The sequence below is a fragment of the Escherichia sp. E4702 genome (assembly GCF_963883545.1).
GTDB lineage: Bacteria > Pseudomonadota > Gammaproteobacteria > Enterobacterales > Enterobacteriaceae > Escherichia.
On sequence record NZ_CAWORF010000017.1, the window covers coordinates 466,539 to 492,711 of the forward strand.

Here is a 26,173-nt window from a genome sequence, read left to right on the forward strand (position 1 = left end):
AAATTTAACGGCTGCTGTTGCTGCATTGATTAAGGGCGGCCGTAGCCGCCCTTAGTGCTTGATTACAGGACGAAACCTGCAATCTGTCAAGTAAACTCAGCAAACTTCGGAATAAAAATCCCGAAGAGTCAGAGAATTACTCGCCTTTAGCTGCTTTGAAAGCTTCAGCCATTGCGTTGTTGGAGAAGTTTGCATCTTCCTGTTTGTTAACAGTTGCGATTGCATCTTTCTCGTCAGCTTCGTCTTTCGCACGAACAGACAGGCTGATTGCGCGGTTTTTACGATCAACGCCAGTGAATTTAGCTTCAACTTCGTCGCCAACGCTCAGAACCAGGGTAGCGTCTTCAACGCGGTCACGGGATGCTTCAGAAGCACGCAGGTAACCTTCAACGCCGTCAGCCAGTTCTACGGTTGCGCCTTTAGCGTCAACTGCAGTTACTTTACCGGTTACGATAGCGCCTTTCTTGTTCAGAGCAACCCAGTTGTTGAACGGATCTTCTGCGAGCTGTTTAACGCCCAGGGAGATACGTTCACGTTCTGCGTCAACCTGCAGAACAACTGCCGCGATTTCGTCGCCTTTTTTGTATTCACGAACTGCTTCTTCGCCTGCAACGTTCCAGGAGATGTCAGACAGGTGAACCAGGCCGTCGATGCCGCCGTCCAGGCCGATGAAGATACCGAAGTCAGTGATAGACTTGATTTTACCTTCAACACGGTCGCCCTTGTTGTGGGTTTCCGCGAACTGCTGCCACGGGTTAGCTTTGCACTGTTTCAGACCCAGGGAGATACGACGACGTTCTTCGTCGATATCCAGAACCATAACTTCCACTACATCGCCAACGTTAACAACTTTGGACGGGTGGATGTTCTTGTTGGTCCAATCCATTTCGGAAACGTGTACCAAGCCTTCAACGCCTTCTTCGATTTCAACGAAGCAGCCGTAGTCGGTCAGGTTGGTCACGCGACCAGTCAGTTTGGTACCTTCCGGATAACGTTTAGCGATAGCTACCCACGGATCTTCGCCCAGCTGTTTCAGGCCCAGGGATACACGGGTACGTTCGCGGTCGAACTTCAGCACTTTAACAGTGATTTCGTCGCCCACGTTGACGATTTCGCTCGGATGCTTAACGCGTTTCCAGGCCATGTCAGTGATGTGCAGCAGGCCGTCAACGCCGCCCAGATCAACGAATGCACCGTAGTCAGTGAGGTTCTTAACGATACCTTTAACTTCCATGCCTTCCTGCAGGTTTTCCAGCAGCTGATCGCGCTCTGCGCTGTTTTCGGATTCGATAACGGCACGACGAGAAACAACAACGTTGTTGCGCTTCTGATCCAGCTTGATTACTTTGAATTCAAGCTCTTTGCCTTCCAGGTGCAGAGTGTCACGCACCGGACGAACGTCTACCAGAGAACCTGGCAGGAACGCACGAATACCGTTCAGCTCAACAGTGAAGCCGCCCTTAACTTTGCCGTTGATAACACCGGTAACAGTTTCAGCATCTTCGTAAGCTTTTTCCAGCGTGATCCAGGCTTCGTGACGTTTAGCTTTCTCACGGGACAGCAGAGTTTCACCGAAGCCGTCTTCTACTGCGTCCAGAGCAACGTCAACTTCGTCACCTACCTGGATTTCCAGTTCGCCCTGGGCGTTTTTGAACTGCTCAGCCGGGATGGCAGACTCAGATTTCAGACCAGCGTCAACCAGTACTACATCTTTGTCGATAGCAACAACAACGCCACGAACGATAGAACCCGGGCGGGTTTCGATTTCTTTTAAGGACTCTTCAAAGAGTTGAGCAAAAGATTCAGTCATGTTTAATCTTCAGGTTTATATTTAACGTCCACCTGGCTCCGTGCCGGATGGGGTTGTTTAACATACCCGCTGTCATTCCATTGCAACGGGGGTACTGCAAATTCGGTCGCTTATGCGAGAGCCAATTTTTGGCGCGCGTAGTGTAACGCTTTTTCAATCACTTGCTCAATGCTTAAGGTGGTGGAATCCAAAACTAAAGCATCGGCTGCCGGAACCAAGGGCGCTACCGCGCGATTACGATCGCGGTCGTCGCGTTCTTTGATCTCGGCCAAAAGGCGCTCAAAGTTAACACTAAAGCCCTTCTCCTGCAACTGTAGCATGCGGCGATGCGCACGTTCTTCCGAGGAGGCGTCAAGGAAAATTTTTACTGGCGCATCAGGGAATACCACTGTCCCCATATCGCGACCATCGGCGATCAAACCGGGTAACTCCCGGAATGCGCGTTGGCGACGCAATAATGCTTCACGAACGCGTGGGAATGCAGCGACTTGTGAAGCAGCATTCGCCACTTCCTGAGTACGAATTTCGCTGCTGACATCTTCCCCTTCGAGGATCACTTCCAGATTGCCATTGGTCGACACAAAACGTACATCCAGATGGGATGCCAGCGGCACCAGCGCATCTTCCGACGCAACATCAACATGGTGATGTAATGCCGCCAGTGCCAGTACGCGATAAATTGCACCCGAGTCCAGCAGATGCCATTGCAACGCTTCCGCCATAGCCTTACACAAGGTGCCTTTCCCTGCACCGCTTGGGCCATCAATGGTAATAACCGGGGCAATTGCCGTCATCTTTATCTCCTTAAAACAGGCGTACCGTTAACATAACCGCGCGCATTATACGCGTCGGCGCCACAAATCGTTAACGTTGTGTGCAAAAACCAGTTTTGTCTGTATTCAGATGGGGATTTATTGCGCAATTATAGCGGGCTGGCGAAAGACCAGCCCGAAAGATGACAATGATTTACTTACCGGAGGCGATACGATCGCGGATGTGCTGTGCACGCTCTGCTGATGGTGGATGAGAGTCAAACATAGATTGAGTACGACCACCATCCAGGCTGGCCAGTTTTTCAAAGCTACCGACCAGTCCCTGGGTGTTAATGCCACGTTTCTTCAGCAGATCAAAGGAGAAATCATCTGCTTCAGACTCTTTATCGCGGGAGTACTTAGCATTGATAGCGCCTTCTGCGATATCGCCCAGTTGCGAGCGAGAAAGCTGGGAAGCAACACCGCTGGTGGCGGAAATTGCATCGCGTGCGGCAACAATCGCATAAGATGCTTTCATTTCAGCCAGAGAGTGACCCAATGCAACGTGTCCCAGTTCATGACCCAGAACGCCTTCAATTTCGTTGTCGTTCATCATGTCCATCAGGCCACTGTAGACACGGACACAGCCGTTTGCCATCGCCCATGCGTTAACGTCGCTGGTCATATAAACCTTATAGTTAACCGGCGTACCGTTAATGTTGTTACCCAATGCTTTGGCGATTTTTGCCAGACGTTTACCGTACTTGCTGGATTTGCTTGCAACTTGATTGCCGCTGTCCATTTCGGTACAGCCCTGATTGGCAATGGCTTTTGCATCGGCGTCGCTTAACGTTGCAGCTTTATAGGCATTTAAACCGGAGCTGATAGCCATATTGGTATCAATACCGTGCGTATTTTGACACCCTGTCAGTAGTGCTGCAGAAGTCGCAATCGCCAGCAGTAATTTAGTATTCTTCATGTGAATCATCCGTTGATTAATCATATATAAATATTATGTATCAATAAGTTACATTGATAATCGACGTTACCACTGTTCAAAATGACTCACAAGGTCCGAAAAAAAAACGCCGGCAATGTGCCGTAATGCCGATCAGTTAAGGATCGGTTGACCGATCCAGTGGCTGTGTAAGAATCCGGAAATGCTCACCCGTTTCCGGATTTTTTTATGCACATTGGACAGGCTCTTGATCTGGTATCCCGTTACGATTCCCTGCGTAACCCACTGACTTCTCTGGGCGACTATCTGGACCCGGAACTGATTTCCCGCTGCCTTGCCGAATCCGGCACCGTCACCCTGCGTAAGCGCCGCCTTCCTCTTGAAATGATGGTCTGGTGTATTGTCGGCATGGCCCTTGAACGTAAAGAACCGCTTCATCAGATCGTTAACCGTCTGGATATCATGTTACCCGGCAATCGTCCCTTCGTTGCCCCCAGCGCCGTGATCCAGGCCCGTCAGCGGCTGGGAAGCGAAGCCGTCCGCCGCGTGTTCACGCAGACAGCGCAGCTCTGGCATAACGCCACGTCGCATCCGCACTGGTGCGGCCTGACCCTGCTGGCCATCGATGGTGTGTTCTGGCGCACACCGGATACGCCGGAAAACGATAGTGCCTTTCCCCGCCAGACACATGGCGGAACCCCGGCACTCTACCCACAGGTTAAAATGGTCTGTCAGATGGAGCTGACCAGCCATCTGCTGACAGCAGCGGCCTTCGGCACGATGAAAAACAGCGAAAATGAGCTCGCGGAGCAACTGATAGAGCAGACCGGCGATAACACCCTGACCTTAATGGATAAAGGTTATTACTCACTGGGACTGCTGAATGCATGGAGCCGGGCGGGAGAACACCGTCACTGGATGATCCCGCTCAGAAAGGGTGCGCAGTATGAAGAGGTCAGGAAACTGGGTAAAGGCGACCATCTGGTGAAGCTGAAAACCAGTCCTCAGGCGCGAAAAAAGTGGCCGGATCTGGGACAGGAGATGACAGCCCGCCTGCTGACCGTGACGCGCAAGGGAAAAATGTGCCATCTGCTGACGTCGATGACGGACGCCATGCGTTACCCCGGAGGGGAAATGGCGGACCTGTACAGTCATCGATGGGAGATAGAACTGGGATACAGGGAAATGAAACAGACGATGCAACTGAGCAGGCTGACGCTGAGAAGTAAAAAGCTGGAGCTTGTGGAGCAGGAGTTATGGGGCGTGTTACTGGCGTATAATCTGGTGAGATATCAGATGATTAAAATGGCGGGCCATCTGAAAGGATACTGGCCGAATCAGCTGAGCTTCTCAGAATCATGCGGCATGGTCATGAGAATGCTGATGACCCTTCAGGGGGCTTCACCAGGTCGTATTCCGGAGCTGATGCAGGATCTTGAAAGTATGGGACAACTGGTAAGGTTGCCGATAAGAAGGGAAAGGGCCTTCCCCAGGGTGGTAAAGGAAAGGCCCTGGAGATACCCCACAGCCTTAAAAAAAGGCCAGTCAGTTGCTTAACTGACTGGCATTAGAGCAACGTCTCCGGTTTTTTGTTTTGAGCGCACGACTTAATTGGTTGCAGGATATTCCTGAATAGTGACCTGCAATGTCAGTTTTTTATCGTCACGCATCACCACCACCGGAATCACCGAACCTGGTCGAATTTCTGCCACTTGATCCATTGTCTCCAGAGCGGAGATTGCAGGTTTGTTGTCCACTGAGATAATCAGATCGTTGACCTGGATACCGGCATTAGCCGCCGGGCCATCAGGTGACACTTCATTAACCACAATCCCTTGCAGTTGATCGATACCACCACCTTGCGCGTGTAATGGTGCGATTTCGCGGCCGCCAATACCGATATAGCCACGAATAACACGTCCATCGCGGATTAGCTTATCCATAATTTTGGTTGCCAACTGGAAGGGAATGGCAAAACCGATGCCTTCTGGAGTTTCGCCATCGTTACTCTTATCAAACGACAGTGTGTTGATGCCCATCAGTTCGCCCAGCGAGTTCACCAGTGCACCGCCGGAGTTGCCGTGGTTAATGGATGCATCGGTTTGCAGAAAGTTTTGCCGCCCGGTCGGGTTCAGGCCGATGCGACCCGTGGCGCTGATAATCCCCTGGGTAATGGTTTGCCCGAGGTTGTACGGGTTGCCGATCGCCAGCACTACATCGCCAATGTGCGGTATGCGACGAGAATTGATTGGAATGGTGGGTAAACCGCCAGTGGCATTAATTTTGAGCACCGCCAGATCGGTCAGTGAATCAGAGCCAACCAGCAACGCTTCAAAAACACGACCATCCTGTAAGGCGACGATGATCTGATCGGCGTCGTTGATTACATGTTTATTGGTAATGATATAACCACGTTGATCCATGATCACACCTGACCCTAGCGTACGGATCTCAAGCTGGTTGTGTGAGGATGTGTTCAAACCACGGTTATAGACATTTACCACAGCTGGCGCGGCGCGGCGGACCGCCAGATTATAACTGGCAGGCGTCTCGTCAGCACTGTCGAATTGCGGTGTGGAAAGCGGGTTAATGCTGCGCAGCGAAGGCATGGCAACCAGCAAAATCGCACCGACAATTAATCCAATCGCAACGGATCGTAAGAGCTTCACAAACATGATGGAGGTGTCATTAAAAAAGGGAACGGCAGCAGCATATCACGAGTTAACCGGACATCACACGTCAGCCTGATGCCCGGTTTATGACATTAACGCATTAGCAGGTAAATGCTCTCATTACCGCGCATGATTTGCAGGGCAATAATAGCCGGTTTGGTTGCCAGTACTTTGCGCATCTCAGCAATCGAGTTCACCCGATTGCGGTTCACGCCAATAATTACATCATCTTTCTGTAAACCTGCCTGAGCGGCGGGGCTGTCTTTGACAACTTCGTCAATCTTAATGCCTTTTCCGCCATCTTTTAGCTGACTGTCACTCAACGTTGCGCCTTCCAGCGCCGGTGTAATCATCTCTGCACTGGCTGAAGAAGATGTGCTGGTATCAAGCGTCACTTCCACTTCCTGCGGCTTGCCGTTACGTAACAGACCAAGCTTCACTTTAGTACCAGGTTCAGTGGTGGCGATGCGGGAACGCAACTCGGCGAAGCTATTGAGCGGTTTGCCGTTGAGGCTGGTAATAATATCGCCTGCTTTCACGCCCGCTTTTGCCGAGCCAGAACCTGGCAGCACTTCGCTGACAAAGGCGCCGCGCTGAACATCTAAATTAAACGCTTTGGCGATATCGGCACTCATCTCGGTACCTTTAATGCCTAACAGACCGCGTTTAATTTCACCAAAGTCAATAAGTTGCTGCGCCAGGGTACGCGCCATATTGCTGGGGATAGCAAAACCAATCCCGACGCTACCGCCGCCAGGGGCAAGAATTGCGGTGTTAATACCAATCAACTCGCCGTTAAGGTTTAACAGCGCACCGCCGGAGTTACCCCGGTTAATGGAAGCATCGGTCTGGATAAAGTTTTCCAGACCTTCGAGATTTAACCCGCTGCGACCTAATGCGGAAACAATGCCTGAAGTCGCGGTTTGCCCAAGGCCAAACGGGTTACCGACAGCGACGGCAAAATCACCGACGCGCAGTTTGTCGGAGTCGGCAATGGCGATTTGCGTTAATTTGCTCGGATTCTGAATTTGTAGCAGGGCGATATCGCTCTGGTCATCGCTGCCAATCAATTTCGCATCAAACTCGCGTCCGTCATTGAGCTGAATACTGATTTTCTGTGCCTGATTGATGACGTGATTGTTGGTCAGCACATAACCTTTATTGGCATTGATGATGACACCGGAGCCTAAACCTTCAAAGGGTTGCGCAGGTTGATCCGGTAAATCATCGCCAAAAAATTTTTTGAATTCTTCCGGGATTTTCTGTTCCTGGCTGGCAGTCCCTTCAACTCGCACGCTTACCACCGCGGGAAGCACTTTTTCCAGCATCGGGGCCAGGCTGGGCAATGGCGCCTGACCGGCAACCTGGCCGGGAATCGACGCGACAGCCTGAAACGGCGCCGAGAGAGTTAACCCGACACTTAACGCTAATGCACTCAACAGCTGGGTTTGTTTTTTCATTATTCCTGCTCTCGTACCTGAATGATAAGAAAAAGAGATTCAAAACAGTTTGATGTTATTGAATTTTCAGACGGCTAACAATGAGACACCAGATTAAATGATAGTCGGGGAGGGAGAGAAGAGGAGGGCGCAATGGCTGCGCCCGCAAAATAAATTAGTCGCGCTTTGCGCCAGTGCGCAGCAGGCCAGATGCGCCTTCAGAATAGTCGCGTGGCATCTGCACCGGTGCCTGATCGTTGCTGGCTTCAGACTCAGCCAGACGATTACGGAACGGGTTTGCTTCTGCGGACAGTTCCGGCAGCAGGCTGCTGGAGCTTTTCGCCATGTGTTGATACAACTGGCGATAGTCATGCGCCATGGTATCCAGTAATTCCGCGCTGCGGGCAAAGTGGTTAACCAACTCTTCGCGATACTCGTCCAGTTCAGCTTTATTTTTTTCCAGTTCGTACTGCAACGCCTGTTGCTGGCGTAGTTTACGATTACCAAAACGCATGGCCACAGCACCAATAATGATGCCGACGACTAACCCAATTAGCGCATATTCCCAGGTCATGAACATCTCCCGTTGTCTTTTGTTTCCGTAGGGTGTTGGCTTCAGGCTCCATGCCTGCGGCTGATTATGCCACTATAACCGTTAATTCCACAGAAGTGGAATCCCGACTGCATATCGCGTAGTGTAGAACGGCCTTTTTTTCGTCAACCGTGAACAACGGCACACCGATTATTCAAGGAATAACAAGAACATCATGCAAAGCGTAACCCCAACATCGCAATACCTGAAGGCGCTCAATGAAGGCAGCCATCAACCTGACGACGTACAAAAAGAGGCCGTCAGTCGGCTGGAGATTATCTACCAGGAATTAATCAACAGCACGCAGCCCACTGCGAGGGCGAGTGGGTTAATGGCGCGAGTCGGTAAACTGTGGGGTAAGCGCGAAGAGGCAAGCAGTGCGCCGGTGCGTGGCTTATATATGTGGGGCGGTGTAGGACGCGGGAAAACCTGGCTGATGGACCTTTTCTATCAAAGTTTGCCGGGTGAGCGGAAACAGCGCCTGCACTTTCACCGTTTTATGCTGCGCGTGCATGAAGAACTGACTGCATTACAGGGGCAGACTGACCCGCTGGAAATTATTGCCGATCGCTTCAAAGCAGAAACCGATGTCCTCTGTTTTGATGAATTTTTTGTTTCGGATATTACCGATGCCATGTTGCTTGGCGGTTTAATGAAAGCCCTGTTCGCTCGCGGAATAACGCTGGTCGCAACGTCAAATATTCCGCCTGATGAGCTTTATCGTAATGGTCTGCAACGAGCGCGTTTTCTACCGGCTATCGACGCCATTAAACAGTATTGCGATGTAATGAATGTCGATGCAGGCGTCGATTATCGACTACGAACGCTTACCCAGGCGCATTTATGGCTGTCGCCGCTCAATGATGAAACCCGTGCGCAAATGGATAAACTTTGGTTGGTGCTGGCGGGGGCGAAACGCGAAAATTCACCGACGTTAGAAATTAACCATCGACCGCTGGCGACAATGGGCGTTGAGAATCAGACGCTTGCCGTCTCTTTTACCACCTTGTGTGTCGATGCCCGCAGCCAGCATGACTATATAGCGCTCTCACGCCTGTTTCACACAGTGATGTTGTTTGATGTGCCAGTCATGACGCGGTTGATGGAGAGCGAAGCACGACGTTTTATTGCGCTGGTGGATGAGTTTTACGAGCGCCATGTCAAATTAGTGGTGAGCGCAGAAGTGCCTTTGTATGAAATTTATCAGGGCGAGCGACTGAAGTTTGAGTTCCAGCGTTGCCTGTCACGTCTACAAGAGATGCAGAGCGAAGAGTATTTGAAGCGCGAGCATTTGGCGGGGTAAAACCTGCCATAAATCACAAAAAGGGGTCGATCTTTGACCCCGACTTCTCTATAATCCTGCGACCCCACGTTACAAGAAAGTTTTTTTTCCCGAAACTTTTTGTGTGCTGGCATAGGCTATTCGAAGGGGTAGGTTTGCCGGACTTTGTCGTGTGAACCTCAACAATTGAAGACGTTTGGGTGTTCACCAACGTGTAACTATTTATTGGGTAAGCTTTTAATGAAAACTTTTACAGCTAAACCAGAAACCGTAAAACGCGACTGGTATGTTGTTGACGCGACCGGTAAAACTCTGGGCCGTCTGGCTACTGAACTGGCTCGTCGCCTGCGCGGTAAGCACAAAGCGGAATACACTCCGCACGTAGATACCGGTGATTACATCATCGTTCTGAACGCTGACAAAGTTGCTGTAACCGGCAACAAGCGTACTGACAAAGTGTACTATCACCACACCGGTCACATCGGTGGTATCAAACAAGCGACCTTTGAAGAGATGATTGCTCGCCGTCCTGAGCGTGTGATTGAAATCGCGGTTAAAGGCATGTTGCCAAAAGGCCCGCTGGGTCGTGCTATGTTCCGTAAACTGAAAGTTTACGCGGGTAACGAGCACAACCACGCGGCACAGCAACCGCAAGTTCTTGACATCTAATCGGGATTATAGGCAATGGCTGAAAATCAATACTACGGCACTGGTCGCCGCAAAAGTTCCGCAGCTCGCGTTTTCATCAAACCGGGCAACGGTAAAATCGTTATCAACCAACGTTCTCTGGAACAGTACTTCGGTCGTGAAACTGCCCGCATGGTAGTTCGTCAGCCGCTGGAACTGGTCGACATGGTTGAGAAACTGGATCTGTACATCACTGTTAAAGGTGGTGGTATCTCTGGTCAGGCTGGTGCGATCCGTCACGGTATCACCCGCGCTCTGATGGAGTACGACGAATCCCTGCGTTCTGAACTGCGTAAAGCTGGCTTCGTTACTCGTGACGCTCGTCAGGTTGAACGTAAGAAAGTCGGTCTGCGTAAAGCACGTCGTCGTCCGCAGTTCTCCAAACGTTAATTGCTTTCTGCTTCGGCAGAATACAATTTGCGAAAAAAACCCGCTTCGGCGGGTTTTTTTATGGCTAAAGTCCGATTCCAGCCTCTTTTCCCTCTCTCTTCAGCATTATTCTCTTTTTAATAGTATTTTCCACGTACTGTAGAAAAGGATATCGCGATGGGATTATTTAATGCATTGTTTAACAAGAAAGAATCTTTAACGTTGTCGAATAAATGGGAGTTCTTTATTACAACAGTGGATGACCATGTCACGGGCATACGTGTTGATATCGGCGCCATTCAGGACGAAAGATTTGATCGACTTAACCACACCTGGTTCTTTCGTGTGCGTTATACCCATTGTTATGAAAACGGTTTACCGCAGCCTGATGAAACACAACGTTTAAATCGTATCGAGGACTGGCTTGAGGAGAGGGGCAAGGCATTACCGATTTGGTTGGTGGGGGTGGTAACACAAGAAGGCTGGCGCGATTTTGTTTTCCAGTCGGAAAAAGATCTGGACTGGGAAAGAACGCTGGATAAATTGCTCGCGGGTGGCCCGGAAGTCTCTTGCAGCTATAGTATGAGTAAAAACGATAACGGAAATTACTATCGCCAGTTCCTGTATCCGTCGAAATATGACTGGAACTGGATACACGATTCCCGCGTATGCCGTGGGCTGCTGGAACATGGTGACGATTTGACTCTTCCACGCACCATTGATTACTACGCGACATTGCCGACAGAAGCTGCTGCACGCGCCTTTGCGGAGGACGTGACGAAATTGCCATATGGCATTACGCTGGTGAGCATTCGGATGAACGACCAACAACCAGGGTATATGGCGTCATTTACTAACACTGATGCTCCTGAACAATGGCATATGACCGAGATTACATGCCAGCTTACCGATTTGGCTGAAAAGCATGGCGGTAGTTTTGATGGCTGGGGCGCACCGATAGCAACGGCGTAGAAGAGGCAGACAACATTTCTGGTGGGGATTAAGTCAAGCATTTCAGACTAAGGAACATCTCTTTTTCCCCATTTCCGGCATCGACTCACCACAAAGGTCGCAAAATCTGGTAAACTATCATCCAATTTTCTGCCCAAATGTCGGGTATTGCTCATTTTTTGTTTGTTTTTCGAACAAAGAGAGTCGTTCCTTACTGGGTAACACAACTTCTGACTGGCCACCTGGTGGCTGGTAGCAGTAAAAATTCTGACTATACCTGGAGGTTTTCATGGCTGTCGCTGCCAACAAACGTTCGGTAATGACGCTGTTTTCCGGTCCTACTGACATCTATAGCCATCAGGTCCGCATCGTGCTGGCTGAAAAAGGTGTAAGTTTCGAGATCGAACACGTGGAAAAGGACAATCCGCCTCAGGATCTGATTGACCTCAACCCGAATCAGAGCGTTCCGACCCTGGTGGATCGTGAGCTGACCCTGTGGGAATCTCGCATCATTATGGAATACCTGGATGAGCGTTTCCCGCATCCGCCACTGATGCCTGTTTACCCGGTAGCTCGCGGTGAAAGCCGCCTGTACATGCACCGCATCGAAAAAGACTGGTACACGCTGATGAACACCATCATCAACGGTTCAGCCTCTGAAGCGGATGCCGCACGTAAGCAACTGCGCGAAGAACTGCTGGCGATTGCGCCGGTCTTCGGTCAGAAGCCGTACTTCCTGAGCGATGAGTTCAGCCTGGTCGATTGCTACCTTGCTCCGCTGCTGTGGCGTCTGCCGCAACTGGGCATCGAGTTCAGCGGCCCGGGTGCGAAAGAGCTGAAAGGCTATATGACCCGCGTCTTTGAGCGTGACTCTTTCCTTGCTTCCTTAACCGAAGCTGAACGTGAAATGCGTCTGGGCCGGAGTTAATCTGTATGGATTTGTCACAGCTAACACCACGTCGTCCCTATCTGCTGCGTGCATTCTATGAGTGGTTGCTGGATAACCAGCTCACGCCGCACCTGGTGGTGGATGTGACGCTCCCTGGCGTGCAGGTTCCTATGGAATATGCACGTGACGGGCAAATCGTACTCAACATTGCTCCGCGTGCGGTCGGCAACCTGGAACTGGCGAATGATGAAGTGCGCTTTAACGCGCGCTTTGGCGGTATCCCGCGGCAAGTTTCAGTACCGCTGGCTGCTGTGCTGGCTATCTACGCCCGTGAAAATGGCGCAGGCACAATGTTCGAGCCTGAAGCTGCCTACGACGAAGATGCCAGCATCATGAATGATGAAGATGTATCGGCAGATAATGAAACCGTTATGTCGGTCATTGATGGCGATAAGCCAGATCGCGATGATGATAATCATCCTGATGATGAACCGCCGCAACCGCCACGTGGTGGTCGCCCGGCATTACGTGTTGTGAAGTAAAACAAAAACAGGCCCAGGTGGCCTGTTTTGTCGTTTTAAGGGCTTAATAAAATAGCGTAATTGTGGCGATCATATTCACCACGAATCCGACTGCCATTGGGATCGCAGTCCGCTTCACCACTTCAAAGGGCGAAACGCCTGCTATTCCTGAAGTTACTACCACTACCGCAGTAATCGGCGAAACTGCACGCGCCAGCGTTGTGGCAAAGTGCATCGGCATAATCATCACTACCGCGGGTACGTGCAGTCCAGCTGCGATATTCGGAATAAGGCTGGCAAATGACATAAATGGCGCATTGCCGGAGCCCATCACAATGGCACAAATGGCAATTACCAGCGCCATAATAATCATCACGCCAATGCCACCAAGGCCAGAATGCTCGGCGCCTTTGATAACCGCATCAACGGTGCCAATCGTCGTTAAGCCTTTCGCAAATATTTCACCCGCGACCACCAGCGTTACCACGTTGGCAAACTGCGTACCCATGCCGTCAAAAAACGCCTGCACATCGTCCATTGTTTCGCGCAAGTTATGCTTGCGGAAGAACTCAACAAACATCGTCACCGTCAAACTCAGTAACATCACCACCACCAGATGCAGTTCTGACTGCATCAGCCCGACGTGGGCGAGGAACAGCGAGCCGAGCATCAGGATTAACGGCATCACCGGTAAAATGGCGTAATAGAGCGGTGGGACATTGTTGAGATCCTTTTGCTCCGCCTGTTCGTGATTGATATTTTTATCTTTTTTGTCAAAAGCGCGTTGTACGAAAAAGTGGGAGATTGCCACTGAGAGAATGACACAAGAGGCGACCGGTAGCTGATAGTGGAAGAAGTAAGTGGCGATTTTCATTCCCGCTACCTGGGCGGCAAAAATGGAGTTCGTTTCCAGAATCCCCCATTCAATAGACATGGTGGTCGCTATAACCGCCACCGCAGAGAGGCGACTTACTCCCAGACTCACCAGCGTCGGAAATAACGTGACCATCAGCAACATACCCAGACCGGAGGCGCTGGTAATAAACTGCGCCATGATTTGACCGATGACGTAAGTTGCCGACAGTATGAGATACGGTGAGCGAATGAGCTTTAACGGGCGGCTTAACAAGCTCACCATCGCCCGACTGGCTCCTATGCGCTCCATATAGCGGGCATAACCGCCCACCGCCATAATCGACAGCCCCAACCCGGCAATGCGGTTGGACAGCATGCGCAGGATTTCATTATAAATATCGACGATCAAGTAGCCGCTGCTTTTGGCGGGATCGAGTACACCCCCAAACCCTAACCAGACACCACACATCATCAGGAAGATACCCGCTGCGGCCAGCACCACCTGTGGTTTGTAATTTTTAAGGATCAAATAGCCCATCGTTATTAACACGATGACAGAAATAATTATGCCGAACATTGTTCAACTCCGTGTCAAAAGAATATGGTCAATCCCATTAACGGCAGATTGAAAACAATGATGTTATATTTTTTACAAGGTTATTTATGGTGTTGGTGTCGAATTTTTTAATCGTAATAAAGAGAATTTTTCATTATAAAATATATATTTATGATTATTTCGCAAGAACACGTTCATAATATTCATAATGTCTATGAATATTCTTGTAAATAATTTAGCTGGGATGTTTTTATCTACGTTATATTTATTTTTCGCAAAAGTTAATTATTAAATTAATTACGATAATGATGGTGTACGAAGAGTAAAACCCTTCGTTTCACCCTGCTTTCATTCCTGTGATAGGATGTCATTGATGATGTTAATCACACTGACCTTAAAGAATGGGCCTTATGAACGCATTTGATTCGCAAAACGAAGATTCTTCACCTGCAATTGGTCGCAACTTGCGTAGCCGTCCGCTGGCGCGTAAAAAACTCTCCGAAATGGTGGAAGAAGAGCTGGAGCAGATGATCCGCCGCCGCGAGTTTGGCGAAGGGGAGCAGTTGCCGTCTGAGCGCGAACTCATGGCGTTCTTTAACGTCGGGCGTCCTTCGGTGCGTGAAGCACTGGCGGCGTTAAAGCGTAAAGGTCTGGTGCAAATAAATAACGGTGAGCGCGCTCGCGTCTCGCGTCCTTCTGCGGACACCATCATCGGCGAGTTGTCCGGTATGGCGAAAGATTTCCTTTCTCATCCAGGAGGGATAGCCCATTTCGAACAGTTACGTCTGTTCTTTGAGTCCAGCCTGGTGCGCTATGCGGCTGAACATGCCACCGATGAACAAATCGATTTGCTGGCAAAAGCCCTGGAAATCAACAGTCAGTCGCTGGATAACAATGCCGCGTTCATTCGTTCAGACGTTGATTTCCACCGCGTACTGGCGGAGATCCCGGGTAATCCGATCTTTAAGGCAATCCACGTTGCCTTGCTCGACTGGTTGATTGCCGCGCGCCCAACGGTCGCCGATCAGGCATTGCATGAGCATAACAACGTCAGCTATCAACAACATATTGCGATCGTTGACGCGATCCGCCGCCACGATCCCGACGAAGCCGATCGCGCGTTGCAATCGCATCTCAACAGCGTTTCTGCCACCTGGCACGCCTTCGGCCAAACCACTCACAAAAAGAAATAATGCCACTTTAGTGAAGCAGATCGCATTATAAGCGTTCTGTATGATGTGTTGCTTATTTGATCTGGTATAACAGGTATAAAGGTATATCGTTTCAACAGACAAGCATCACTTCAGAGGTATTTATGGCAACGAATTTACGTGGCGTGATGGCCGCACTCCTGACTCCTTTTGATCAACAACAAGCACTGGATAAAGCGAGTCTGCGCCGCCTGGTTCAGTTCAATATTCAGCAGGGCATCGACGGTTTGTACGTGGGTGGTTCGACAGGCGAAGCCTTTGTGCAGAGCCTTTCCGAGCGTGAACAGGTAATGGAAATCGTCGCCGAAGAGGCGAAAGGTAAGATTAAATTAATCGCTCACGTAGGTTGCGTCAGTACTGCTGAAAGCCAACAGCTTGCGGCTTCAGCCAAACGTTATGGCTTCGATGCCGTCTCCGCCGTTACGCCGTTCTACTATCCTTTCAGCTTTGAAGAACACTGCGATCACTATCGGTCAATCATTGACTCGGCGGATGGTTTGCCGATGGTGGTGTACAACATTCCGGCACTGAGCGGGGTAAAACTGACTCTGGATCAGATCAATACACTGGTTACGTTACCTGGCGTAGGTGCGCTGAAACAGACCTCTGGCGATCTTTATCAGATGGAGCAGATCCGCCGCGAACACCCGGATCTGGTGCTCTATAACGGTTACGACGAAATCTTTGCTTCCGGCCTGCTGGCGGGCGCAGACGGCGGTATCGGCAGCACTTACAACATCATGGGTTGGCGTTATCAGGGTATCGTGAAGGCGCTGAAAGAAGGCGATATCCAGACCGCGCAGAAGCTGCAAACTGAGTGCAACAAAGTCATTGATTTGCTCATTAAAACCGGCGTATTCCGCGGCCTGAAAACCGTCCTGCACTATATGGATGTGGTGTCTGTTCCGCTGTGCCGTAAACCGTTTGGTCCGGTAGATGAAAAATATCTGCCAGAACTGAAGGCGCTTGCTCAGCAGTTGATGCAAGAGCGCGGGTGAGTTTTTTCCCCTCGCTCGCCCCTACCGGGTGAGGGGAACTAAGCGCATCTGTACCCTACAATTTTCATACCAAAGCGTGTGGGCATTGCCCACCGCGGGAGACTCACAATGAGTACTACAACCCAGAATATCCCGTGGTATCGCCATCTCAATCGTGCGCAATGGCGCGCATTTTCCGCTGCCTGGTTGGGATATCTGCTTGATGGTTTTGATTTCGTTTTAATTGCCCTGGTACTCACTGAAGTACAAGGTGAATTCGGGCTGACAACGGTACAGGCGGCAAGTCTGATTTCCGCAGCCTTCATCTCTCGTTGGTTCGGCGGCCTGATGCTTGGCGCTATGGGCGACCGCTACGGGCGTCGTCTGGCAATGGTCACCAGTATCGTTCTCTTCTCGGTCGGGACGCTGGCCTGCGGCTTTGCGCCTGGCTACATCACTATGTTTATCGCTCGTCTGGTGATAGGCATGGGGATGGCGGGTGAATACGGTTCCAGCGCCACCTATGTCATTGAAAGCTGGCCAAAACAGCTGCGTAACAAAGCCAGTGGTTTTCTGATTTCAGGCTTCTCTGTCGGTGCTGTCGTTGCCGCTCAGGTCTACAGCCTGGTGGTTCCGGTCTGGGGCTGGCGTGCGCTGTTCTTTATCGGCATTTTGCCGATCATCTTTGCTCTCTGGCTGCGGAAAAACATCCCGGAAGCGGAAGACTGGAAAGAGAAACACGGGGGCAAAGCACCGGTGCGCACGATGGTGGATATTCTCTACCGTGGTGAACATCGCATCGCCAATATCGTGATGACGCTGGCGGCGGCTACTGCGCTGTGGTTCTGCTTCGCCGGTAACCTGCAAAATGCCGCAATCGTCGCTGTTCTCGGGCTGTTATGCGCCGCAATCTTTATCAGCTTTATGGTACAGAGTACGGGCAAACGCTGGCCAACGGGCGTAATGCTGATGGTGGTTGTGTTATTTGCTTTCCTCTACTCGTGGCCGATTCAGGCACTGCTGCCAACGTATCTGAAAACCGATCTTGCTTATGACCCGCATACTGTCGCCAATGTGCTGTTCTTTAGCGGCTTTGGGGCGGCGGTGGGTTGCTGTGTCGGCGGCTTCCTCGGTGACTGGCTGGGAACGCGCAAAGCCTACGTTTGTAGCCTGTTAGCCTCGCAATTGCTGATTATTCCGGTATTTGCGATTGGCGGTGCAAACGTCTTGGTACTTGGTCTGTTGCTGTTCTTCCAGCAGATGCTCGGTCAGGGGATCTCCGGGATCTTACCGAAACTGATTGGTGGTTATTTCGATACCGATCAGCGTGCGGCGGGCCTGGGTTTTACCTACAACGTTGGTGCACTTGGCGGCGCACTGGCGCCGATCATTGGTGCGCTGATTGCTCAACGTCTGGATCTGGGCACGGCACTGGGATCGCTTTCGTTCAGTCTGACGTTCGTGGTGATCCTGCTGATTGGGCTGGATATGCCTTCTCGTGTTCAGCGTTGGCTGCGCCCGGAAGCATTGCGTACTCATGACGCTATCGACGGCAAACCATTTAGCGGTGCCGTGCCGTTTGGCAGCGCCAAAAACGATTTAGTCAAAACCAAAAGTTAATCCTGTTGCCCGGTCATGTGCCGGGCCTTTTGCTAAGGGAAGAAGTATGTCGTTACTTGCACAACTGGATCAAAAAATCGCCGCCAACGGTGGCTTGATAGTCTCCTGCCAGCCGGTGCCTGACAGCCCACTTGATAAACCGGAAATCGTCGCTGCCATGGCATTAGCGGCAGAGCAGGCGGGTGCGGTTGCCATTCGCATCGAAGGTGTGGCAAATCTGCAAGCCGCGCGTGCGGTGGTGAGTGTGCCGATTATCGGGATTGTGAAACGCGATCTGGAGGATTCTCCGGTACGCATCACGGCCTATATTGAAGATGTCGATGCGCTGGCGCAGGCGGGCGCGGACATTATCGCCATTGACGGCACCGACCGACCGCGTCCGGTGCCTGTTGAAACGCTGCTGGCACGTATTCACCATCACGGTTTACTGGCGATGACCGACTGTTCCACGCTGGAAGACGGCCTGGCATGCCAAAAGCTGGGCGCCGAAATTATTGGCACTACGCTTTCTGGCTATACCACGCCTGAAACGCCAGAAGAGCCGGATCTGGCGCTGGTGAAAACATTGAGCGACGCCGGATGTCGGGTGATTGCCGAAGGGCGTTATAACTCGCCTGCTCAGGCGGCGGATGCGATGCGCCACGGCGCGTGGGCGGTGACGGTCGGTTCTGCAATCACACGTCTTGAACACATTTGTCAGTGGTACAACACAGCGATGAAAAAGGCGGTGCTATGACCACACTGGCGATTGATATCGGCGGTACTAAACTTGCCGCCGCGCTGATTGGCGCTGACGGGCAGATCCGCGATCGCCGTGAACTACCTACGCCTGCCAGCCAGACTCCGCAGGCGCTGCGTGATGCCTTATCCGCATTAGTCTCCCCGTTACACGCTCATGCGCAACAAGTTGCCATCGCTTCAACCGGGATAATCCGCGATGGCAGCCTGCTGGCGCTGAATCCGCATAATCTCGGTGGATTGCTACACTTTCCGTTAGTCAAAACACTGGAACAACTTACCGATTTGCCGACCATTGCCATTAATGATGCGCAGGCCGCAGCATGGGCGGAGTATCAGGCGCTGGAAGGCGATGTAACCGATATGGTCTTTATCACCGTTTCCACTGGCGTCGGCGGCGGTGTAGTGAGCAGCGGCAAACTGCTTACCGGCCCTGGTGGTCTGGCGGGACATATCGGGCATACGCTTGCCGATCCGCATGGTCCAGTCTGTGGCTGTGGACGCACAGGTTGCGTGGAAGCGATTGCTTCTGGTCGCGGCATTGCAGCGGCAGCTCAGGGGGAGTTGGCTGGCGCGGATGCGAAAACCATTTTCACGCGCGCCGGGCAGGGCGACGAGCAGGCGCAGCAACTGATTCATCGCTCCGCACGCGTGCTGGCAAGGCTGATCGCTGATATTAAAGCCACAACTGATTGCCAGTGCGTAGTGGTCGGTGGCAGCGTTGGTCTGGCAGAAGGGTATCTGGCGCTGGTGGAAACGTATCTGGCGCAGGAGCCAGCGGCATTTCATGTTGATTTACTGGCGGCGCACTACCGCCATGATGCAGGTTTACTTGGGGCTGCGCTGTTGGCCCAGGGAGAAAAATTATGATGATGGGTGAAGTACAGTCATTACCGTCTGCTGGGTTACATCCTGCGTTACAGGACGCGTTAACGCTGGCATTAGCTGCCAGACCGCAAGAAAAAGCGCCGGGTCGTTACGAATTACAGGGCGACAATATCTTTATGAATGTCATGACATTTAACACTCAATCGCCCGTCGAGAAAAAAGCGGAATTGCACGAGCAATACATTGATATCCAGCTGTTATTAAACGGTGAGGAACGGATTCTGTTTGGTATGGCAGGCACTGCGCGCCAGTGTGAAGAGGTCCACCATGAGGATGATTACCAGCTTTGCAGCGCCATTGAAAACGAGCAAACCATCATCTTAAAACCGGGAATGTTCGCCGTGTTTATGCCAGGAGAACCGCATAAACCAGGATGCGTTGTTGGCGAGCCTGGAGAGATTAAAAAGGTTGTGGTGAAGGTTAAGGCTGATTTAATGGCTTAAAATTTAGTTGGATAGCTCGTTTTATAAATTCGCCAGACACTGTCTGGCGAATTCATTGTTATCTCGCTTAAACTTCCAGCCAGTTCATAATACCGTCTGCCGCCTTACGACCTTCGGCAATAGCGGTCACCACCAGATCGGAACCACGGACGATATCACCGCCAGCAAAGATTTTCGGGTTGCTGGTCTGGAAGGCGTTGTCGTTGCTTTCCGGGGCGATAATGCGCCCCTGCGAATCCAGCTCGACGCTGTGTTTTGCCAGCCATTCCATGCTGTGTGGGCGGAAACCAAACGCCATGATCACCGCATCTGCCGGAACGATATGTTCGGAACCTGCAACAATCTCCGCGCGGCGACGGCCTTTGGCATCCGGTTCGCCCATTTCGGTACGCACCATTTTCACGCCGCTGACTTTACCGTTGCCATTCACTTCTATACCCAGTGGCTGGACGTTGAATTTGAACTCAACACCTTCTTCCCGCGCGTTTTTCACTTCGCGGCGGGAACCCGGCATGTTCTCTTCATCACGACGATAGGCACAGGTAACGTGCTTCGCCCCCTGGCGTACAGACGTGCGCACGCAGTCCATCGCGGTATCGCCACCGCCAAGGACCACCACGCGTTTACCTTCCATGCTGACGAACGGTTCTTCACGAGTTTCACCAAAGCCCATTAACTGTTTGGTGTTGGCGATAAGGAACGGCAGCGCTGCGTACACGCCATCGGCGTCTTCGTTTTCCAGCCCGCCGCGCATTGACTGATAAGTCCCGACGCCAAGGAACACGGCATCGTAATCACTCAGCAGATCGTCCAGCTGCACGTCGCGGCCCACTTCGGTATTGAGTTTGAATTCAATACCCATCCCGGTGAAGATTTCACGGCGGCGCGTCATTACCTCTTTTTCCAACTTGAAGGCCGGAATACCGAAGGTCAGCAATCCGCCAATTTCCGGGTGACGGTCGAAGACGACCGCTTTTACGCCGTTGCGCGTCAGGACATCCGCACACGCCAGACCGGCCGGGCCTGCGCCGATAATCGCCACTTTTTTACCGGTCTGTTTCACGCCGGACATATCCGGACGCCAGCCCATCTCGAACGCTTTATCGTTGATATAGCGCTCAATGTTGCCGATGGTCACTGCGCCAAACTCATCGTTCAGGGTGCAGGAACCTTCGCACAGACGATCCTGCGGGCAGACACGTCCGCACACTTCCGGCAGGGTGTTAGTCTGGTGCGACAGTTCCGCCGCTTCAAAAATACGCCCCTCATTGGCGAGCTTCAGCCAGTTCGGGATGTAGTTGTGTACCGGACATTTCCACTCGCAGTATGGGTTGCCGCACGACAGGCAGCGGTCAGCCTGCGCTTTGGCCTGGCCTTCGGAAAACGGCTCGTAAATTTCAACAAACTCAATTTTGCGGATCTTCAGCGGTTTCTTTGGCGGATCAACGCGCTGCAGGTCGATAAATTGATAAACATTCTGACTCATTGTTGCTACCCCTTACTGCGCCTGCACGCGCAACTCTGCTGCGCTACGACTACGGTGACCCAGCAGTGCTTTTACATCACTGGACTTCGGTTTAACCAGCGCAAATTTAGTGGCGAAGGTTGACCAGTTCGCCAGAATCTCTTCACCGCGCTGAGAGCCAGTATGCTGAACATGCTCGGTGATAAGACCACGCAGATGCTCTTCATGGATCGCCAGATCGTCAACGCTTAAGACCTCGACCAGTTCCGGGTTAACGCGTTTGCGGAAATCGCCACTTTCATCGAGAACGTAAGCGAAGCCGCCGGTCATACCCGCACCGAAGTTAACGCCGGTTTTACCCAGAATACAGACAATACCGCCCGTCATATATTCACATCCGTTATCGCCAATGCCTTCTACCACGGTGATAGCACCGGAGTTACGCACGCCGAAACGTTCACCCGCGCGGCCTGCGGCATACAGACGACCACCGGTCGCGCCATACAGGCAGGTGTTGCCGATAATGCTTGCTTCGTGGCTGCGGAAGGCTGACCCAACCGGAGGACGAATGGCGATTAAGCCGCCCGCCATGCCTTTACCAACATAGTCGTTGGCATCACCGGTCAGGTACAGTTCTACGCCGCCTGCGTTCCACACGCCGAAGCTCTGGCCTGCGGTGCCGTTGAAGTACGCTTTGATAGGATCGGCTGCCAGCCCCTGATCGCCGTGCGTCTGGGCGATATAGCCTGAAAGCGACGCGCCGACAGAACGGTCGGTGTTGCGAATATCGAACCAGAAGGTTTTGCTCTGGCGTTCATCGACAAACGGTTTCGCCTGTTGCAGCAACTGCGCATTCAGCAGGCCGTTATCAAACGGCGGGTTGTTTTCGGTGCAGTAGAGCGCCTTACCTGGATGCGGCTCGGCAGTCTCCAGCAACTTCGACAGCGCCAGTTTCTGCTGTTTGGCGGTGAAACCGTCCAGCTCTTTCAGCAGGTCGGTGCGACCAATCAGATCCACCAGACGCGTTACGCCCAACAGTGCCATCAGCTCGCGGGTTTCACGGGCGATAAACTCAAAGTAATTCGTCACCTTGAACGGCAGGCCGTGATAGTGATTCTTACGCAGTTTGTCGTCCTGAGTTGCTACACCCGTGGCGCAGTTGTTCAGGTGGCAGATTCGCAGATATTTACAGCCGAGCGCGACCATTGGGCCAGTGCCGAAGCCGAAACTTTCTGCGCCGAGAATCGCCGCTTTGATGATATCAACGCCGGTTTTCAGGCCGCCATCGACCTGCAAACGGATTTTATGACGCAAGCCGTTGGCAACCAGCGCCTGTTGTGTTTCAACAAGCCCCAGCTCCCACGGACAGCCTGCGTATTTCACCGATGAAAGCGGACTTGCGCCGGTGCCGCCGTCATAGCCTGCAATGGTAATTAAATCGGCATAAGCTTTCGCCACGCCGGTGGCGATGGTGCCAACGCCCGGTTCGGAAACCAGCTTCACGGAGATCATCGCTTTCGGGTTAACCTGCTTGAGGTCGAAAATAAGCTGCGCTAAGTCCTCGATAGAGTAGATATCGTGGTGCGGCGGCGGGGAAATCAGCGTCACGCCCGGCACCGAATAGCGCAGTTTGGCAATGTAAGGAGTGACTTTATCACCCGGCAACTGACCGCCTTCGCCCGGCTTCGCGCCCTGGGCGACTTTAATCTGAATGACGTCGGCGTTAACCAGATATGCCGGAGTAACGCCGAAGCGACCGGAAGCCACCTGCTTGATGCGCGACACTTTGTTAGTGCCGTAGCGGGCAGGGTCTTCGCCGCCTTCACCGGAGTTCGAGTTACCGCCGATGCTATTCATCGCTTCCGCCAGCGCCTCGTGGGCTTCCGGGCTTAACGCGCCGATAGACATCGCGGCGGTATCAAAGCGTTTAAACAGTTCGCTTGCCGGTTCAACATCAGCGATGTTGACCGCGTTTTCACCCGGCGTAATTGCCAGCAGATCGCGCAGCGTGGTTGCCGGACGCTCATTAACCAGCTTCGCGTATTCCTGATAGTCGCTGTACTCGCCGCTCTGGACCGCCTGTTGCAGCGTGCGCACCACGTCCGGGTTGTAGGCGTGGTATTCGCCACCGTGCACGTATTTCAGCAGGCCGCCCTGGCTGATGGGCTTACGCGCCAGCCAGGCACGTTTCGAGAGATTCAGTAGATCCTGCTGGAAGTCTTCAAAGCTTGCTCCGCCAATGCGGCTGACCGCCCCCTGGAAGCACAGGCCCACTACATCATCGTGCAGACCGACCGCTTCAAACAGTTTCGAGCAGCGATAAGAGGCGATGGTGGAGATGCCCATTTTGGACATGATTTTGTACAAGCCTTTGTTGATGCCGTTACGGTAGTTCAGCATCACGGTACGATAATTTTTGGCAATCGCCTGAGTGTCTACCAGGCGGCCCAGCGTTTCATAGGCAAGGTACGGATAAATAGCCGTCGCGCCGAAGCCCAGCAACACGGCAAAGTGGTGCGGATCGCGGGCGCTGGCAGTTTCGACGATGATGTTGGCATCGCAACGCAGGCTTTGATCGACCAGACGAGTTTGGATCGCGCCAACCGCCATCGGGGCCGGAACCGGCAGGCGATCTTTAGCGATATTCCGGTCGGAGAGCACCAGCAGCACAGTGCCGCTACGTACCATTTTTTCGGCTTTGTCACACAGCTCTTTGACCGTCGCTTCGAGCGTGGTTTTGGTGACGTCAAAGGTGATATCCAGCGTATCTGCGCGGTAGTGCTCCTCTTTCATCGTCGTGAGCTGTTTGAAATCCGAGTAGAGCAGAATCGGCGATTTAAAGCTTAAACGGTGCGCCTGGCCCTCTGCTTCGCAAAAGACGTTCATTTCACGACCGATACTGGTGGCGAGTGACATAACATGCGCTTCGCGCAACGGGTCGATTGGCGGGTTGGTTACCTGGGCAAACTGCTGACGGAAGTAGTCGTAAATAATGCGCGGCTGACTGGAGAGCACGGCGAATGGAGTGTCGTCGCCCATCGAACCGACGGCTTCCTGACCGTTTTCGCCCAGCACACGGATTACAGAGTCCAGCTCTTCCGCGCTGTAGTTAAACTGTTTCTGGTAGCTGGCAAGCGTGTCGTCGTCCAGTTCGCGGCTACCCACTTCTTCATCGGGCAGATCTTCAAACGGTACCAGACGGCGGACGTTTTTCTCCATCCACTCTTTATATGGATGGCGGCTTTTCAGATCGTCATCGGTTTCTGCCGAGTGCAGAATGCGCCCACTGCGGGTGTCGATCACCATCAGTTCGCCTGGCCCGACGCGGCCTTTTTCGACCACTTCGTCAGGCTGATAATCCCAGATACCGACTTCAGAGGCGCAGGTGATGAGTTTGTCTTTGGTGATGACGTAGCGCGCCGGACGCAGACCGTTACGGTCGAGGCTGCAGGCGGCAAAACGACCGTCAGACATCACGATGCCCGCCGGGCCATCCCACGGCTCCATATGCATGGAGTTAAAGTCGAAGAACGCGCGCAGTTCCGGGTCCATATCCGGGTTGTTCTGCCAGGCGGGTGGTACTAACAGACGCATAGCACGGATGATATCCATCCCGCCTGCCAGCAGCAGTTCCAGCATGTTATCCATCGAGCTGGAGTCAGAGCCGGTTTCGTTGACGAACGGCGCGGCGTCGTGCAGGTCAGGGATCAGCGGTGTCTGGAATTTATAGGTACGCGCACGCGCCCATTGGCGGTTACCTGTGATGGTGTTGATTTCACCGTTATGCGCCAGATAGCGGAACGGCTGCGCCAGCGGCCAGCGCGGTACGGTGTTAGTGGAGAAGCGCTGGTGGAACAGGCAAATGGCTGATTCCAGACGCAGGTCCGCAAGATCCAGATAAAAGCGCGGCAGATCCGCCGGCATACACAGACCTTTATAGATGTTCACCAGATTCGACAGACTACAGACGTAGAAGTCTTTGTCGGCTTCGAGACGCTTTTCAATGCGGCGGCGGGCGATAAACAGACGGCGCTCCATATCACGCGGACGCCAGCCAGCCGGAGCGTTAACGAAAATTTGCTCAATGCGTGGCAGAGAAGAGAGGGCGATTTCACCCAGCACGCCTTCGTTAGTGGGGACATCACGCCAGCCGACAATCGACAAGGTTTCGCGTTGCAGTTCTTCTTCAACGATGCGGCGTGCGGCAGCGGCGAGTTCAGGATCTTTATTCAGAAAGAGCATCCCGACGGCGTAGTTTTTTGCTAAACGCCAGCCGCGCTCCTGCGCAACGATGCGAAAAAAGCGATCCGGTTTTTGTAATAGCAGGCCGCAACCGTCACCGGTTTTACCATCGGCGAGAATCGCGCCACGGTGCTGCATTCGGGCCAGTGCGTGTATTGCAGTACGCACTACCTTGTGGCTAGGTTCGCCTTCTATGTGGGCGATCAGGCCGAAACCACAGTTATCCTTCTCAAGGGATTTATCGTACAACATATCA

Annotated in this window: 22 protein-coding genes; 13 read left to right on the plus strand and 9 right to left on the minus strand. The window is 52.4% G+C overall.

Translation table 11 applies throughout. The features are described from left to right. Positions 1-136 precede the first annotated feature (136 nt). From rpsA to ycaL, 3 genes are all read right to left on the minus strand, one after another. A complete protein-coding gene (gene rpsA / locus AACU94_RS11630) occupies positions 137-1,810 on the minus strand; it encodes a 30S ribosomal protein S1 (RefSeq protein WP_000140327.1) in 1,674 nt (557 codons plus the stop codon). Positions 1,811-1,920: 110 nt separating this feature from the next. Beyond that, positions 1,921-2,604 (minus strand): (d)CMP kinase, encoded by a 684-nt coding sequence (cmk, locus tag AACU94_RS11635; RefSeq protein ID WP_135489470.1) that lies wholly within the window; start codon positions 2,602-2,604, stop codon positions 1,921-1,923. Positions 2,605-2,776: 172 nt separating this feature from the next. Continuing rightward, positions 2,777-3,541 (minus strand): metallopeptidase YcaL, encoded by a 765-nt coding sequence (ycaL, locus tag AACU94_RS11640; protein WP_130205325.1) that lies wholly within the window; start codon positions 3,539-3,541, stop codon positions 2,777-2,779. Positions 3,542-3,748: 207 nt separating this feature from the next. Here ycaL and AACU94_RS11645 point away from each other — a divergent pair, with 207 nt between their 5' ends. Further along, positions 3,749-5,077, plus strand: coding sequence for an IS4 family transposase (locus AACU94_RS11645; RefSeq protein ID WP_135489471.1), 1,329 nt, complete (start codon positions 3,749-3,751; stop codon positions 5,075-5,077). A gap of 50 nt (positions 5,078-5,127) precedes the next feature. Here the strand turns inward: AACU94_RS11645 and degS are convergent, their stop codons facing one another. The 3 genes from degS to zapG form a co-directional block, all read right to left on the minus strand. Then, entirely contained in the window at positions 5,128-6,195 is a 1,068-nt protein-coding gene (degS, locus tag AACU94_RS11650) for an outer membrane-stress sensor serine endopeptidase DegS (RefSeq protein WP_064529496.1), read from the minus strand. A gap of 89 nt (positions 6,196-6,284) precedes the next feature. Next, on the minus strand, positions 6,285-7,652 hold the full coding sequence (gene degQ / locus AACU94_RS11655) for a serine endoprotease DegQ (RefSeq protein ID WP_130219168.1): 1,368 nt from the start codon (positions 7,650-7,652) through the stop codon (positions 6,285-6,287). A gap of 154 nt (positions 7,653-7,806) precedes the next feature. After that, positions 7,807-8,205 carry a Z-ring associated protein ZapG gene (zapG, locus tag AACU94_RS11660; RefSeq protein WP_010345273.1) on the minus strand — a complete coding sequence of 133 codons (399 nt, stop codon included), beginning with the start codon at positions 8,203-8,205 and terminating at the stop codon, positions 7,807-7,809. Positions 8,206-8,398: 193 nt separating this feature from the next. On the opposite strand from zapG, the gene zapE reads away from it, so the two are divergent. The 6 genes from zapE (at position 8,399) to sspB (ending at position 12,943) form a co-directional block, all read left to right on the plus strand. Then, the gene (gene zapE / locus AACU94_RS11665; protein ID WP_135489472.1) at positions 8,399-9,526 is read left to right on the plus strand and encodes a cell division protein ZapE; all 1,128 of its coding nucleotides are present in this window, start codon (positions 8,399-8,401) and stop codon (positions 9,524-9,526) included. 219 nt (positions 9,527-9,745) lie between these two features. After that, on the plus strand, positions 9,746-10,174 hold the full coding sequence (gene rplM / locus AACU94_RS11670; RefSeq protein ID WP_000847559.1) for a 50S ribosomal protein L13: 429 nt from the start codon (positions 9,746-9,748) through the stop codon (positions 10,172-10,174). A 15-nt stretch (positions 10,175-10,189) separates the two neighbouring features. After that, a complete protein-coding gene (gene rpsI / locus AACU94_RS11675; protein ID WP_000829818.1) occupies positions 10,190-10,582 on the plus strand; it encodes a 30S ribosomal protein S9 in 393 nt (130 codons plus the stop codon). A 156-nt stretch (positions 10,583-10,738) separates the two neighbouring features. Then, positions 10,739-11,533 (plus strand): DUF695 domain-containing protein, encoded by a 795-nt coding sequence (locus AACU94_RS11680; RefSeq protein WP_135489473.1) that lies wholly within the window; start codon positions 10,739-10,741, stop codon positions 11,531-11,533. Between the two features lie 268 nt (positions 11,534-11,801). Further along, positions 11,802-12,440 carry a stringent starvation protein SspA gene (gene sspA / locus AACU94_RS11685; protein WP_000257293.1) on the plus strand — a complete coding sequence of 213 codons (639 nt, stop codon included), beginning with the start codon at positions 11,802-11,804 and terminating at the stop codon, positions 12,438-12,440. Positions 12,441-12,445: 5 nt separating this feature from the next. Further along, complete coding sequence (gene sspB / locus AACU94_RS11690) at positions 12,446-12,943, plus strand: ClpXP protease specificity-enhancing factor (protein ID WP_064529500.1); 498 nt, start codon at positions 12,446-12,448, stop codon at positions 12,941-12,943. A 43-nt stretch (positions 12,944-12,986) separates the two neighbouring features. On the opposite strand, the gene dcuC is transcribed toward sspB, so the two are convergent. Further along, positions 12,987-14,354: an anaerobic C4-dicarboxylate transporter DcuC gene (gene dcuC / locus AACU94_RS11695; protein WP_130223750.1), complete on the minus strand. Its 1,368-nt coding sequence runs from the start codon at positions 14,352-14,354 to the stop codon at positions 12,987-12,989. A gap of 380 nt (positions 14,355-14,734) precedes the next feature. Here dcuC and nanR point away from each other — a divergent pair, with 380 nt between their 5' ends. From nanR to nanQ, 6 genes are all read left to right on the plus strand, one after another. After that, positions 14,735-15,526: a transcriptional regulator NanR gene (nanR, locus tag AACU94_RS11700; protein WP_130204540.1), complete on the plus strand. Its 792-nt coding sequence runs from the start codon at positions 14,735-14,737 to the stop codon at positions 15,524-15,526. Positions 15,527-15,648: 122 nt separating this feature from the next. Continuing rightward, positions 15,649-16,542, plus strand: a complete 894-nt coding sequence (nanA, locus tag AACU94_RS11705) for an N-acetylneuraminate lyase (RefSeq protein ID WP_130219177.1) — start codon at positions 15,649-15,651, stop codon at positions 16,540-16,542. 108 nt (positions 16,543-16,650) lie between these two features. Next, on the plus strand, positions 16,651-18,141 hold the full coding sequence (gene nanT, locus AACU94_RS11710; protein ID WP_135489474.1) for a sialic acid transporter NanT: 1,491 nt from the start codon (positions 16,651-16,653) through the stop codon (positions 18,139-18,141). Between the two features lie 46 nt (positions 18,142-18,187). Further along, positions 18,188-18,877 (plus strand): N-acetylmannosamine-6-phosphate 2-epimerase, encoded by a 690-nt coding sequence (locus AACU94_RS11715; RefSeq protein ID WP_135489475.1) that lies wholly within the window; start codon positions 18,188-18,190, stop codon positions 18,875-18,877. Further along, positions 18,874-19,749 carry an N-acetylmannosamine kinase gene (nanK, locus tag AACU94_RS11720; protein WP_135489476.1) on the plus strand — a complete coding sequence of 292 codons (876 nt, stop codon included), beginning with the start codon at positions 18,874-18,876 and terminating at the stop codon, positions 19,747-19,749. Before AACU94_RS11715 ends, nanK begins: the two co-directional genes overlap by 4 nt. Continuing rightward, the gene (gene nanQ, locus AACU94_RS11725; protein WP_135489477.1) at positions 19,746-20,210 is read left to right on the plus strand and encodes an N-acetylneuraminate anomerase; all 465 of its coding nucleotides are present in this window, start codon (positions 19,746-19,748) and stop codon (positions 20,208-20,210) included. Before nanK ends, nanQ begins: the two co-directional genes overlap by 4 nt. A 67-nt stretch (positions 20,211-20,277) precedes the next feature. Here nanQ and gltD read toward each other — a convergent pair whose 3' ends face one another. Then, entirely contained in the window at positions 20,278-21,696 is a 1,419-nt protein-coding gene (gene gltD / locus AACU94_RS11730) for a glutamate synthase subunit GltD (protein WP_032185200.1), read from the minus strand. A gap of 12 nt (positions 21,697-21,708) precedes the next feature. Next, entirely contained in the window at positions 21,709-26,169 is a 4,461-nt protein-coding gene (gene gltB / locus AACU94_RS11735; protein ID WP_135489478.1) for a glutamate synthase large subunit, read from the minus strand. Positions 26,170-26,173 lie beyond the last annotated feature (4 nt).